This window comes from Actinomadura sp. 7K507, from assembly GCF_004348425.1.
GTDB lineage: Bacteria > Actinomycetota > Actinomycetes > Streptosporangiales > Streptosporangiaceae > Spirillospora.
In genome coordinates, this window is sequence record NZ_SMKK01000251.1 from 1 (window position 1) to 13323 (window position 13323).

Genomic DNA, 13323 nt, shown 5'->3' on the forward strand with positions numbered 1-13323 from the left:
CGGATGAACACCATCCACCGACCCTAGAACGACGCGCTTAGTGCGTGAAAACGCGACCTCCTGGAAGAGTCCTCACAGGTCAGCGCGATGTCGGCTGGATCCGTCCCGCCCCGTGAGCCAAGTCAGGACGGTGACCGAGGTCGCGCAGCGCATCGACGAGCCGGTCCCACCCCCCGGGCGTCTGAGTCGTCCCATGAAGCAGCACGAATTCCGCCACCGGCCGCACCTCCGTGTCCCGCACGATCGGTCTCGGACGCTAGCAGCGCTCCAGCGAGCAGACCAAGTCCCTCCAGACCACCCCAGATCGCCGAGTATGCAAGCCGTAGGGACGGCGTCGGCGTCGGCGTCGGCGTCGGCGTCGAGGATGTCGCGCACCTGATGGAGTTCGGGCGGCCGTCATCGCCGCGGGCCGCGGCGGGTCAGGGGCGGTAGGTGCCGAAGTACCACTCGTTGCCGTCCAGGTCGCGGGCCGCGTAGTCGCGGGAGCCGTAGTCCTGGTCGGTGAGCTCGCGGAAGATCTCGGCGCCCGCGGCCTTGGCGCGGTCGTGGTGGGCGTCGGGGTCGTCGACGGCGACGTACAGGGCCGACTTGCCGGGCTCGCCGTTGCCGAACATCATGATGCCGGTGTCGTAGCTCATCTCGGCGTGCACGATGTTCCCGTCGTCGTCCCTGTGGACGCCGCTGGGCTTGAAGCCGAACGCCTTCTCCAGGAACTCCATCGACTTCGCCGTGTCGGCGCAGTCGATGAGCGGGTAGAAGGTGCGGCGGATCTCGCTAGTCATGTCGTCCTCCCTGGTCATGGCTGACATGCCCAGTCTGGGAGCGGCGGATCCGGCCGTCTTGGACGAATGTGACCTCAGCGGCGGGCGGCGTCGCGTTCGGCGGCCAGACGGCGGGTCTCGGGCGAGACGGGGGCGCCGAGGATCGCGGTGACGACGTCGATCAGGTAGCTGGTGAACAGGCGGTCGTCGGTGCGGGGGCCGGAGCGGGCGCGGCGGGCCAGCTCGATCGAGGCGTAAAGGATCGCGGTGAAGCGGCGGTGCAGGCGGGCGGCGTCCTCCTCCAGGAGGGGTTCGACGAGGGTGCGCCAGCGGCAGAGGCTGTCCTGCCTCTTCTGGGGGGACGGCCCCCCGGCGGCCGCTTCGGCGGGGTCGTCCCGGACGGCGGCGGGGGCCAGGGGGTTCGGGCGGTTGACGACGTCCGCCCATATCTGGAGGTAGGCGCGGCCCGACTCGTCGGAGAGCCGGGCCGCCATGGGGCGGACGAGGGCCGCGGCCAGGGGGCGGACGCCCTGCTCGCCGTCCTCGTAGGCGTCGAGCAGGGCGTGCCGCCGGGCCTCCACGTCGGAAGCGTGGCGGGCGAGGATCGCGCGGACGATCCCGGCGCGGTCGCCGAAGTGGTACTGGACGGCCGTGGCGTTGCGGACGCCGGCCTCCTGGATGATCTCCCGGAGGCTCACGGCGTCCACCCCGCGCGCGGCGTAGAGGGCCTCGGCGGCGTTCAGCAGGCGTTCCCGAGTGTCATTCATTGCCGATCGCGTGCTCCAGCGCTTCGGCGAAGCGTTCGCGGGCGGCCTCCCGGCGGGTGGGCAGGTGACCGGAGGGCCACAGGCCCTCGACGGGTTCGACGTCGCGCAGCAGCTGGCGGGCGAGGGTGATCTTGTGGACCTCGGTGGGGCCGTCGGCGATGGCCATCGCCTGGGCCCCCAGCATCATGGCGCTGAACGGCATCTCGTTCGACACCCCGAGGGCGCCGTGCAGGTGCATCGCGCGCTGGACGACGTCGTGGTAGACCTTCGGCATCGCGGCCTTGACGGCGGCGATGTCCTTGCGGACCTTCTTGTAGTCCCCGTGCTTGTCGATCAGCCAGGCGGTGCGCAGGACGAGCAGCCGGAACTGCTCGATCTCGATCCAGCTGTCGGCGATCTTCTCCCGGGTCATCTGCATCTTGGCGAGCGCGCCGAAACGGGTCTGGCGGGAGACGGCGCGTTCGAGCATCATGTCGAACGCCTTGCGGACCTGCGCGATCGTGCGCATGGCGTGGTGGATGCGGCCGCCGCCGAGACGGGTCTGGGCGATGACGAAGGCGCCGCCCTCGTCGCCGAGCAGGTTCTCGGCCGGGACGCGGACGTTCTCGTAGCGCAGGTAGCCGTGGGAGCCCTCGCGCTCGCCGCCGACGCCGACGTTCCGGACGGTGATCAGTCCGGGCGCGTCGGCCGGGACGATGAACATCGACATGCCCTCGTACGCGGACACGTCGGGGTTCGTCACGGCCATCACGATCAGGAACGTGGCGTGCCGCGCGTTGGAGGAGAACCATTTCTCGCCGTTGATGACCCAGCCGTCGCCGTCGCGGACGGCCCGCGTGGTGAACAGCGTCGGGTCGGCGCCGCCGTGCGGCTCGGTCATCGAGTAGGACGAGGAGATCTCGCCGTCCAGGAGGGGCCGCAGGTAGCGCTCCTTCTGCGAGGGCGTGCCGAAGTGGGCGATGATCTCCGCGTTGCCGGAGTCCGGCGCCTGGCAGCCGAAGACGGAGGGCGCCCAGCGGGAGCGTCCGAGGATCTCGTTGAGCAGCGCCAGTTTCACCTGGCCGTAGCCCTGGCCGCCGAGTTCCGGGCCGAGGTGGCAGGCCCACAGGCCCTTCTCGCGCACCCGGTCCTGGAGGGGGCGCACCAGTTCCTTGTAGCGGGGGTCGGTCTTGTCGTACGGGTCGCCGAGGACGAGGTCGAGCGGCTCGACCTCGTCCCGGACGAAGGCGTCGGCCCAGTCGAGCAGTTCCTGGTAGGCCGGGTCGGTCTCGAAGTCCCATGCCATGGCGAGCCTCCTGACGTCGTTTCCTGAATAATCCACCTCCCTCAAGGAGTAATGCAAGTGCATGACTGTTACTCTCCGGTGTCTCGTGTCGGCAGGTGATCCGTGTCCGGAGAGGGACCCGCCAGTGCAGCCTGAGCAGATCGACCGCGCGCTCGTCGACTTCGACGTCCTGGCCGGCTGGATGGACGGCCACGGCCTGCCGGGCGGCCCGTTCGAGGACGTCGACCCCCTGGCCGGAGGCACCCAGAACACCCTGATCCGGTTCCGCCGGGGCGGCCGCGACTACGTGCTCCGGCGCGGCCCGAGCCATCTGCGCCCGAGGACGAACGACGTCCTGCGCCGCGAGGCCCGTGTCCTGGCGGCGCTGGACGGCACCGACGTCCCCGCACCGCGCCTCATCGCGGCGTGTCCGGACGCGTCCGTCATGGGTGGCGCGGTCTTCTACCTGATGACGCCGGTCGAGGGCTTCAACGCCTCGGTGACGCTGCCCGGCCTGCACGCCCGGGACGAGTCCGTCCGGCGTGAGATGGGACTGAACGCGGCGCGGGCCTTGTCGGCCCTGGGCGCGGTCGACCACGAGGCCGTCGGCCTGGGCGATTTCGGCAAGCCCGAGGGGTTCCTGGAGCGCCAGGTGAGCCGCTGGTTGTCGGAACTCGACTCCTACAGCGCGCTGGACGGCTATCCGGGGCCGGACATCCCGGGCCTGGACGACGTCGCCCGCTGGCTGGGCGAGCACCGTCCGGCGACATGGCGGCCGGGCATCCTGCACGGCGACTACCACCTCGCCAACCTGATGTACGCGTTCGACGGCCCGGAGGTCGCCGCGATCGTCGACTGGGAGATGTGCACGATCGGCGACCCGCTGCTGGACCTCGGCTGGCTGCTGGCCACCTGGCCCGACCGCGCCGACCAGAGCGCGGCCCTGGCCGGTCCGCTCGGCGAGGCGGGCGGGCTGCCGGCGGCGGACGAGCTGGTCGCCGCCTACGCCGGGCGTGCGGACGCCGTCGCGGGCCGCGACCTGTCGTCCATCACGTGGTACGCCGTGCTCGCGTGCTTCAAGCTCGGCATCGTCCTGGAGGGCACCAACGCCCGCGCGTTCGCGGGGAAGGCGCCCCGCGAGACGGGCGACCTGCTCCACTCGATCACGCTCGGCCTGTTCCGCCGCGCCCAGGAGTTCATCGGCGCCTGACGCCCCGGCGACGACATCACCGCCGGGACGTTCCGTAGTTCGCCGTCCGCGACCGCATGGTCCCTCCGCGCCCGCCTCGCGCCGATGATCAAGAGCGTGTCAGGATCGCCGGCAAGGAGGTGGGCGATGGAGATCCGCAGGGGCGGCGCAGGCGACGCGCCGCTGATGCTGGCGATGCTGGACGGCGCAGTCGCGTGGCTCACGGCGCACGGCAGGGCGGGGCAGTGGGGCAGCGAACCATGGTCGGACGATCCGCGGCGGGTGGAGCGGATCACCGGCATCGCCCGCGACGACGAGATCTGGGTGGCCGAAGTGGACGGGCGCCCGGCCGGGGTCATGGCGGTCGGACCGGGGCCGCCACCCTACGTCGAGGCGATCGACGAGCCCGAGCTCTACATCACGCTGCTGGTGACCGACCGCGCGTTCGCCGGGCACGGAGTGGGCAGCGCGCTGATCGGCAAGGCGAAGGACGAGGCACGGGCCAAGGGCGTCCGCCTGCTGCGCGTCGACTGCTACGGCGGCGGCGACGGGCGGCTCGTCGAGTACTACCGGCGCAACGGCTTCGAGCCGGTCGCCGAGTTCACGGTCGGCGACTGGCCCGGCCGCCTGCTGTCCCAGCCCGTCGGCGGCTGACGCCGCACGGGTTGCAAATCGGGGCATCGCGACGCAGCCTGGATGTGACCGGTGAGAACGGGGCAGTCGGTGACGCCCTTACGCCGCACGGACGGCGAATCGAGCCACTCGCCCCGTTCCACCGGTCGAACACGTCCCGTCCCCCGTGTCGGATTCCCGCCAGCGAACCGGCCGGGCCAGGGGCAGGCTCACCGGCATGAACAAGGACTTCCGTTTCGGTGTCGTGGGCGAATCGATCCGTTCCGGCGCCGAACTGACCGCCACGGCCCGCCGCGCCGAGGACCTCGGCTACGACACGCTGGTCCTGCGGGACCACTTCGTCGCCGAGCCGTTCGGCGACCAGCTCGCGCCCATGGTGGCACTGGCGTCCGCCGCGGCCGTCACCAGCACGCTCCGGCTGGGCACGATGGTCCTGGCCAACGACTACCGGCACCCGGTGATCCTCGCCAAGGAGGCCGCCACCCTCGATCACCTGTCGGGCGGGCGGTTCGAACTGGGCGTCGGCGCGGGCTGGCTGCGCGACGAGTACGAGGCCGCGGGGATGCCGTTCGACGAGGCCGGCACCAGGGTGGGACGGCTGGAGGAGTCCCTGGAGATCCTGCGGAGCCTCCTCGACGGCCGGACGACCACGTTCGCGGGCGACCACTACCGGATCGACGGCCTGACGGCCTTCCCGTCCCCCGGACGCCGGCCGCCGCTCGCCGTCGGCGCCGGGAGCAGGCGCATGCTCGGCATCGCCGGGCGGCACGCCGACACCGTCGGCGTCCTCCCGCGCGCGCTCCCGGAGGGCGCGATCTCCGAGGAGGTCACCGAGCGCCTCCCCGAGAGCATCGCCCGCAAGGTCGGCCAGGTCCGCGAGGCCGCGGGAGGCCGGGACGTCGAGCTGAGCATGATGGTGACGCCCACGTTCGGCCCCGATCCCCGCCGCGCCGCCGCACGGGTCGCCGTGCTGCGGGGCTGGGGGACGTCGGCGGCCGGTCTCGTCCTGGACATGCCGTCGCAGTTCGTGGGGCCGCCCGAGCACATCGCCGAGCAGATGCTCACCCGCCGCGACCGCTACGGGTTCACCTACTACCAGGTCTCGGACGCGGTGATGGACGAGTTCGCCGCCGTCATCCCCCTGCTCTGCGATCGAGCGGGCCGGTGACGGCGGCGCTGGTTCCCGTGCCGGGGCCGCTCCGTCCGGAGCCACCGCGGCTCGACCCGGCGGCGGGGCCGGTCGCGTGAAAATGGGGATTCCCCGGTGATCGTGCGATACCGGGGAATCCCCGTTCTCCATGCACCGGCAGCCCTGTGCCGGGTCTGTGAGAGGCCTCACGCACGTCCCTGTGTGCGGGCGTTCGTGAGCTACCTCATGTCAGGGGTTGAACGGCTGGGGCTTGCCCTTCTCGCCCTTGCCGTCGCCCCACTCCAGGACTTCCCACTTGAGTCCCTTCAGGTGCCCTTCGCCGGTACCGGCGGTGTACTTGCTCTCCGGCTTCTCGCCGTCGAGGAGGTACCGGAAGGTGTAGGTGTCGAGATCGAGCATGATGCCCCGGTGCGAGGGCTCACCGGGACCGCGGTCACCGACGAAGCCGGTCACGCTGCGGCCGTTGTAGGAGACCTTCACCTTGGTGAGCATCGGCCAGCTCGGGCTGGCGAACATGCCCTTCTGCATCGACTTCCCACTCGCGGGGGCGCCGGTGTCGCCGTTGATGCCGGAGCCGTCGTCCCAGAAGTAGGACGCGGTGGTCTTGCCGCTGAGCAGGGCTTCGGGGTCCTTCTCTTCGCGCTTGCTGTCGGAGGACCCTGACTCGGCGGCCCCGCGCTTGTCCGCACCGCCGGAGCCCTTCGCGGCGCCCTTCTCGGCGCTGCCGGCGGTGCCCTTCTCGGCGCCGCCGGGCTTGTGCTGCTGGGCCGCCACGGCCTCCTGCGTGAGGAACTGCTTCTCGCTGGGAGCGGAGTCGTCACTGGCGGCGGCCACACCGGCTACGAGCATGCCCGCGAGGGCGGTACCGGTGACGCCGGTCAGGACGGCATTGATCGCTCGCTGCTGCATGAATTTCCTTCGTTCGGGGTACAGGGCTGCCGTTCCGCGCCGGGCGGCGTACGCCGGAATCCGGGCAGGGGGGAACGGCTCCGAGACTCGGGACTCGGGAGATGCCGCCGCGAAGAAAGACCCGCGTGAACCGGCCCGCGGGCATGGCGGACCGCACTCGCGCTCAACGGCGCACGGCCGTCCTCGGACGTGCGTGTGAGACGAGCTTCGATGAAGCGGGAATGGACGCCGACCGGGGGCTCATTGGGCCCCGCACGGACACGGCCGGTGCATGGGACGACCGTGGTTCGGCGCAGTGGATCCCGCCTGGCGGGCGGGAGGCGACGGCTATGCGTTTAGCCAGGTCAAGGGTTCTTTGACCCCGACCTGGGCCCGACTATATACGGCATTACCGTGGTTTCGCCAAACGGGCGATTTCTTTACCTTTGACCAGGTAGATCTTTTACACAGGCAGGCCATGGTGCGGCCGTCCGACAAAAAGATCTTTATGCTCGCATGGCTCCCACATGGCAGGGCCGCTCACGGTTCAGCGTTCGCGCGTACGCGAATGTTCCCGGTCCGTGATGTGCGGCTCCCGCCCTGTCCGGCAGGCCGGGAGGCGGCGCGGTGTGAGGCGCCTGCCGCGGTGGAGCGCCGGTCAGTACGTCGGGTAGACCGACGGCACGAGTGGCGTCGGGCCCGTCCCCTGGGTGAACACCGGGGCCCCGGGCGGCGGCGGGACGAACTGCGGCTCTCCGTAGGCAGGCTCCCCGTAGGCAGGCTGCCCGTAAGCAGGCTGCCCGTAGGCGGGCTGCCCGAACGACCCGGCCGCCACGGGGCCCTGGGCCTCGGGCGGGGGCGGCGCATGCGGGCCGTCGGCCTGGCGCGGCTCCGCGTAGGGCGCGCCGCCCTGCTCTCCGCGGCGCTCGGCCAGCAGGGCCATGAGCGCGCGGGCTGTGTCGGCGTCCATCCGCAGCAGGACGCTGGGCATCCCGGCCTGGTCGACGAACGGCGAGACAGAGGGCGCGGACGGCAACTGCGGGAGTGCGGCCCGCATCTCCTCGCGGAGATCATGGGCCAGCCTCAGCGCCTGCCGGTCACTGTCGTTCAAGTGTGCGTTCATCGCGATCTCCGGGGAGTTCACGTGCGGGGGTCCGGGGATCATCCTGCTAGGGATGGCGTGCAGGTGCAAGAGCTGATGCACGTGCATTTTCGGAGATTTCATCCCGTAACCCTTGCGCCCGTCACTCGTTCCCGACCACTCCGTCATCGGCTTGTCAGGCATCCAGGGGCCCTTTGACCTGCGGAAACCCGCACGATCGACCGTGTGTCCAGTCGCGGCGCGGGCGACCCGGCGGCGATCACGGCATTCTGGGCGGATGAAGGACACTCTGAACGTCCGAGCCCTGAACCGCGCCACGCTGGCACGGCAGCTCCTGCTCGCGCGGGAACCGATCCCCGTCACCGAGGCCGTGGGACGGCTCTTCGGCATGCAGGCGCAGGAGCCCAAACCGCCGTTCCTGGGCCTGTGGACGCGCCTGGAGGGCTTCCAGGCGTCCGACCTGAAAGCCGCCCTGCACGACCGGTCGGTGGTCCGCGCCACCATGATGCGCGCCACCCTGCACTTGACGACCGGTGCCGACTACACGGCGTTCCGTACGGCGATGCAGCCGATGCTGGACGGCGCCCTCCGCGTGCTGGGCGACCGGGCCGAGGGGATGGACCTGCAAAGGGTCGTCCCGGCAGCGCGCGCGCTTCTCGGACAGGAGCCCCGCACGTTCAACGAGGTCCGTGCGCTGCTGCAGGAACAGTTTCCGGACGTCAACGACAGGGCCCTCGGCTATGCCGTCCGGCTCTGCGTGCCGCTGGTGATGGTCCCGACCCAGGACAGATGGGGCTTCTCCCGGACGTCACGGTTCGCGCCGGCCGATGACTGGCTGGGCACCGGCCCGGCGGACGGACCGGCGCTGGACGAGCTGATGCTCCGGTACCTGGCGGCCTACGGGCCCGCGTCCGCCGCCGACGCCCAGACATGGTCCGGCCTCTCGACGACCGCCGAGGCACTGGACCGTCTGCGACCCGGCCTCCGTGTATTCGGCGACGACCGAGGCAAGGAACTGTTCGACCTGCCCGACGCGCCAAGGCCCGGCGAGGACGTCCAGGCGCCGGCGCGGTTCCTGCCAGAGTTCGACAGCCTCGTCCTGGCGCACGCCGACCGCAGGCGTGTGATCGCCGACACGCACCGGCCGTTGCTCACCACCAAGAACCTCCGTGTCCGCGCCGTGTTCCTCTGGGACGGCTTCGCCCACGGCATCTGGGAGACGGAGTACAAGCGCAAGGTCGCCACTCTGCGGTTGCGTCCCTTCGGCCCTCTCCCCCAGGCGGCCCTTGACGAACTGACCCGCGAAGGCGAGTCGCTCCTACGCTTCATGGAACCGGACGCCAAGGAGACGGTCGTCACCGTCGCCGACGACTGATGTGCCGAAGAGGGAACCTGGTGTGGGCCCCGTCACGATTGGCGCGTTCACCGGATGGCCGCGAGGTGGTGGCCAGGGCAACGTACTCGATGCGCGCGGGCCGGTGGGCGTTGGCCGGTCCATCAGGCGATGGTGCGGCCCAGGCCTTCCCAGTAGGGCGCGCGCAGGTCCTTCTTGAGGATCTTGCCGCTGGGGTTGCGGGGCAGGGCGTCCACGAAATCGACCGAACGGGGGCGCTTGAAGCCGGCCAGCCGCCCCCGGGCGTACTCGATCACCTCGTCCTCCGTGAGCGCCGCACCCGGGGCGAGCACGACGACGGCCTTGACGGTCTCGCCCCAGCGCTCGTCCGGGACGCCGACGACCGCGACGTCGGCGATCAGCGGATGGGCGGCGAGGACCTCCTCGACCTCGATCGGGTACACGTTCTCCGCGCCCGTGACGATCATGTCCTTGATCCGGTCGGTGAGGAACAGGTAGCCCTCGGCGTCGACATGGCCGGCGTCGCCCGTGCGGAGCCAGCCGCCACCGGCGAGGAGCCGTCCGGTCTCCTCCGGGCGGTTCCAGTAGCCGGGCGTGTTCTGCGTGGACCTGGTCAGCACCTCGCCGACCTCGCCCACCGGCCGCTCGGCGTCCCCGCCCGGCTCGACGATCTTCACCTCGACCCAGTCGTAGGGGCGCCCCGCCGAGCGCATCAGGTGGGCGCGCGGCCCCTCCGGGTCGTGGTCCTCGGGTTCGAGCTGGACGATCGCGCCGGTCGTCTCGGTCATCCCGTAGAGCTGGAAGAGCGGGGCCTTGAAGGTGTCCAGGGCGCGGCGCAGCACCTCCGAGGTGATCGGGGACGCGCCGTAGGTGATCGCCCTCAGCGCCGAGTAGTCGCGTCCGGCGGCGCCGGGGACCTGGCACATGAACTGCAGCACCGCCGGGACGATGAACGCGTTGGTGATCCGCTCGCGCTCGAACGTGTCGACCAGCGCGGCCGGGTCGATGTCGCGGACGAGCACCTGGCGGCATCCCGCGTAGAGTCCCGCCAGGGCCCAGCCGGAGCCGCCGATGTGGAACAGCGGCATCGGGACGAGGCTCACCGCCGAGCCGTCCAGCCGCCAGCGGCGGGCCATCCGCTCCCCCACCTCGAAGTTGGCGTTGCTCAGCTGGACGCCCTTCGGTACCCCGGTCGTCCCGGAGGTGTAGAGCTGGACGACGATGTCGCCCGGCTCCCCGGTGAAGCCGGGATCGTCCGCGGGATGGGCCGCGAGCCACGCCTCGTGGTCGTCGCCGGTCAGGACGGTCCGTCCGGGCAACTCGGACGCCAGGGACGCGAACTCGGCGTCCAGCACTGTCACCGGCGCTCCGGCGTCGGCGACGATCGCGGCGATCTCGGCGGGGGTGAGCCGCCAGTTGACCGGGGCGGTCACCGCGCCGATCTTCGCGGCGCCGAAGAGCAGGTCGAAGAACTCGGGCGCGTTCTTGCCCACGTAGGCGACCCGCGACCCGTGCCCGAGGCCCGCCGCCAGCAGGGCCTGCGCGGCCCGGCTGGAGCGCTCGTCCAGCTCGGCGTAGCTCACGGTGCGCCCGTCGCCGGTGACGGCGGGCGCCGTCCCCTGCCCGCGGGCGTGGTCACGGACGATGGACACGACCCGGTAGTCCACTCCGGCCCCTTCCGAATCCACGTCGCCGAATCTGGTTCGGTTCCCTGCGGCCGACCCTATCGATTCCGATGTGATGGGCGAAAGCGTACATCCACCACCACATGCGGACATGACGCTACGAGCGGGCACAACTTCGAATAGTGATCAATCCGATACCTGCGTTGATTGAAAGATCCACCAAATGGGTTCAAGCTGTCTGCGAAGTCTGGAATGCCCCGCCCCATTCCGTCCCGACCCACCGCCGACAGGACACGACCAATGTTCGAGATCTGGGAGACGAGTGAGCCGGCACGGCTCATCAGCGACGCGGGGAGTCTGAAGGTGGCACTGGAGAAGGTCGACACGATGTGCCGGCTCCGGCACGACCAGGCCGTGGCACACGTCGGCGATTCCGGGGAGGGCTACCACTTCGAGATCCGCGACCGCGAGGGCAAGGCCCTCGCACGGCTCAGCTACGTCCCCGACACCTCCCGCGCCTACCAGAGCGTGGTCATCGAAGAGATGCGCGGCGAGGAAGCCGGCGGATAGGACCGCCCGACTTCCCGCAGCCCCCGGCCGCCCGATCACGGCGGCCGGGGGCTTTCGTCTCCCGGCCGGACCCGCTGGACGGCGAGTCGGCCGCGGGCGGATGGCAGGATGCGTCGTGCTGATGCTCATATGGCCTCGGACGGGAGTGGCGGTGCGGAAGGCGCGACGGCGTGCACGGCCTGGAGACGCGACGGCAGCGGCCGCGCTCGCGGAGGCCGCCGGGGAGCTGGCGGCGCAGGCCGTGCGGTCCCTCCGCCTCGGGGACGCCGCCGGGTCCCGGCGGTCGGTGGCGGAGCTGACCGGCCGACCCGGCGCTCCCGGCTGGACGCTCGCCGTCCACCGGTGCCTGGCCGCGCGGCTGCGGCACGGGATCACCACGGCCTGGGAGCGCGGCTGGCAGCCCGCCGACGTGGTCCGTTTCGCGTCGCGCCGCCGCACCGCGAGGCACGGGCGGCTCGCGGTGGACGTGATCGCCGGCGAGATGCGGGCCTACCCGAGCACCACGGTGGACGACCTGTGGCGCGAACAACTCGCCGTCCTCGGCGCCGCCGTGTGGTGGGACGACGATGACGGCCATCCGGACGCCTGGTGCGAGCGCGAGGGGGTCGAGGACGCGGCCTATGTCACGTGTGCGATCGAGCTCGTCCAGCTGCTGGAGAGCCTGCCGAGACTGCCGAGGCTGGGCCCGCTTCCAGGCACGTCCAGCACAGGCACGTCCAGCACAGGCGCATCATCAGGCACAGGAACATCATCAGGCACGGACGCGTCGGACCGCACGGACGCGCCTGGAGCGAACTCCCCCGGGGCCGGGGCGGCGTCGCGCGAGCGGGTACGGGAGCGGGACGTCGACCAGCGGACGCTCGGCAGGGTCAGGGCGCTCCTGGCCAAAGCCGAATCGACCGAGTTCCCCGAGGAGGCGGAGGCACTGAGCGCGCGCGCCCAGGAGCTGATGGCCCGCCACAGCATCGACCATGCGCTTCTGGCAGCGGAGAAAGGCGACGTGGGCGGTGCGGCAGGACGGCGCATCGCGGTTGACAACCCCTACGACTCCCCCAAGGCGGTCCTGCTGACGGTGGTGGCCGACGCCAACCGTTGCAGGGCGGTATGGCATCGGGAGCTGGGGTTCTCCACGGTGGTGGGTCATCCGGCCGATCTGGCGGCGGTGGAGATGCTGTTCACGTCTCTGCTCGTCCAGGCGACGTCCGCCATGGTGCACGCGGGTCCCAGGCGCGATGCGCGGGGACGGTCAAGGACGCGTTCTTTCCGCCACGCCTTCCTCAACGCCTACGCCGCCCGCTGCGGGGAGCGGCTGCGTGAGGCGGCCGACCGGGCGACCGCGGGCGCCGGAGGGACCGTTCTGGTTCCCGTCCTGGCCGCGCGCGATCGGGCCGTCGAGCAGGCCGTCGGCACGATGTTCCCGAATCTCGCCGAGGGCCGGGCGGGTTCGGTCTCCAACTACGAAGGCTGGGTGGCCGGGCGGGCGGCAGCCGACCTCGCCAGCCTGAACGGCCGCCGCGAGATCACCGGGGCGTACCGCCGTTCCTAGCGCGCGGGGTCCCCCCGGGGGGCGAGGGGGACGTCCGTTCATGTGCGCGCTTCTTTCGGTCTCGGGAGCGGGTCAGGACTTCTTGCGCCGGGTGTTGCCGCCCCGGCCGCGGAGCGGCACGCCCGCCTCCTTCAGCACGTTGTAGATGAACCCGTACGACCGGCCGGTCTCGGCCGCCAAGTCACGGATGCTCTCGCCGGCGGCGTACCGCGGGGCGAGCTCGGCGGCGAGTCGTGTGCGTTCGGCACCGGTCACACGGGTGCCCCTCGACAAAGTTCGAGCCACGGGGACCTCCTGGTTCCAAGGCTGCGCCACGGGGCCCGTCCCCGCAGCTCACAGCAGTGTTGATCTCCCCAACGTACACATTCCCCCTGAATACACCGTCGATGCCGCGCGAATCACCGCGAATTCGGCCGAAGCTGGTCTTTTCCGTGGTGAACGGCGTGTCGAACCTGGACACGCGCCCCCCCACAC

Annotated in this window: 13 protein-coding genes; 6 read left to right on the top strand and 7 right to left on the bottom strand. The window is 71.1% G+C overall.

Going from position 1 to position 13323, the window contains the following annotated elements; all coding sequences use genetic code 11:
• Nucleotides 1-419: 419 nt before the first annotated feature.
• The 3 genes from E1285_RS37370 to E1285_RS37380 form a co-directional block, all read right to left on the bottom strand.
• Nucleotides 420-782 carry a VOC family protein gene (locus E1285_RS37370; RefSeq protein ID WP_132159323.1) on the bottom strand — a complete coding sequence of 121 codons (363 nt, stop codon included), beginning with the start codon at nt 780-782 and terminating at the stop codon, nt 420-422.
• Nucleotides 783-856: 74 nt separating this feature from the next.
• Nucleotides 857-1528 (bottom strand): TetR/AcrR family transcriptional regulator, encoded by a 672-nt coding sequence (locus E1285_RS37375; RefSeq protein ID WP_132159324.1) that lies wholly within the window; start codon nt 1526-1528, stop codon nt 857-859.
• Entirely contained in the window at nt 1521-2813 is a 1293-nt protein-coding gene (locus E1285_RS37380) for an acyl-CoA dehydrogenase family protein (protein WP_132159325.1), read from the bottom strand. Before E1285_RS37380 ends, E1285_RS37375 begins: the two co-directional genes overlap by 8 nt.
• Nucleotides 2814-2937: 124 nt before the next feature.
• Between E1285_RS37380 and E1285_RS37385 the strand changes: the two genes are divergently transcribed.
• The 3 genes from E1285_RS37385 to E1285_RS37395 all read left to right on the top strand — a co-directional run bounded on the left by E1285_RS37385 (nt 2938) and on the right by E1285_RS37395 (nt 5782).
• Nucleotides 2938-4002 (top strand): phosphotransferase family protein, encoded by a 1065-nt coding sequence (locus tag E1285_RS37385; RefSeq protein ID WP_347814118.1) that lies wholly within the window; start codon nt 2938-2940, stop codon nt 4000-4002.
• Nucleotides 4003-4128: 126 nt separating this feature from the next.
• The gene (locus E1285_RS37390; protein WP_132159327.1) at nt 4129-4635 is read left to right on the top strand and encodes a GNAT family N-acetyltransferase; all 507 of its coding nucleotides are present in this window, start codon (nt 4129-4131) and stop codon (nt 4633-4635) included.
• Between the two features lie 196 nt (nt 4636-4831).
• On the top strand, nt 4832-5782 hold the full coding sequence (locus tag E1285_RS37395) for a TIGR03621 family F420-dependent LLM class oxidoreductase (RefSeq protein WP_132159328.1): 951 nt from the start codon (nt 4832-4834) through the stop codon (nt 5780-5782).
• 210 nt (nt 5783-5992) lie between these two features.
• Here E1285_RS37395 and E1285_RS37400 read toward each other — a convergent pair whose 3' ends face one another.
• Nucleotides 5993-6673: a hypothetical protein gene (locus E1285_RS37400; RefSeq protein WP_132159329.1), complete on the bottom strand. Its 681-nt coding sequence runs from the start codon at nt 6671-6673 to the stop codon at nt 5993-5995.
• A 637-nt stretch (nt 6674-7310) separates the two neighbouring features.
• Nucleotides 7311-7775, bottom strand: a complete 465-nt coding sequence (locus E1285_RS37405; protein ID WP_132159330.1) for a hypothetical protein — start codon at nt 7773-7775, stop codon at nt 7311-7313.
• A 256-nt stretch (nt 7776-8031) separates the two neighbouring features.
• Between E1285_RS37405 and E1285_RS37410 the strand changes: the two genes are divergently transcribed.
• Entirely contained in the window at nt 8032-9129 is a 1098-nt protein-coding gene (locus E1285_RS37410; protein ID WP_132159331.1) for a winged helix DNA-binding domain-containing protein, read from the top strand.
• 122 nt (nt 9130-9251) lie between these two features.
• On the opposite strand, the gene E1285_RS37415 is transcribed toward E1285_RS37410, so the two are convergent.
• On the bottom strand, nt 9252-10796 hold the full coding sequence (locus E1285_RS37415; RefSeq protein ID WP_207947107.1) for a long-chain-fatty-acid--CoA ligase: 1545 nt from the start codon (nt 10794-10796) through the stop codon (nt 9252-9254).
• Nucleotides 10797-11033: 237 nt separating this feature from the next.
• Between E1285_RS37415 and E1285_RS37420 the strand changes: the two genes are divergently transcribed.
• Together E1285_RS37420 and E1285_RS37425 are read left to right on the top strand one after the other, a co-directional pair.
• Entirely contained in the window at nt 11034-11303 is a 270-nt protein-coding gene (locus tag E1285_RS37420) for a hypothetical protein (protein ID WP_132159332.1), read from the top strand.
• 151 nt (nt 11304-11454) lie between these two features.
• Nucleotides 11455-12849 carry a DUF2786 domain-containing protein gene (locus E1285_RS37425; protein ID WP_243723318.1) on the top strand — a complete coding sequence of 465 codons (1395 nt, stop codon included), beginning with the start codon at nt 11455-11457 and terminating at the stop codon, nt 12847-12849.
• A gap of 72 nt (nt 12850-12921) precedes the next feature.
• On the opposite strand, the gene E1285_RS37430 is transcribed toward E1285_RS37425, so the two are convergent.
• Complete coding sequence (locus E1285_RS37430) at nt 12922-13134, bottom strand: helix-turn-helix domain-containing protein (protein WP_132159333.1); 213 nt, start codon at nt 13132-13134, stop codon at nt 12922-12924.
• Between the last annotated feature and the right edge of the window lie 189 nt (nt 13135-13323).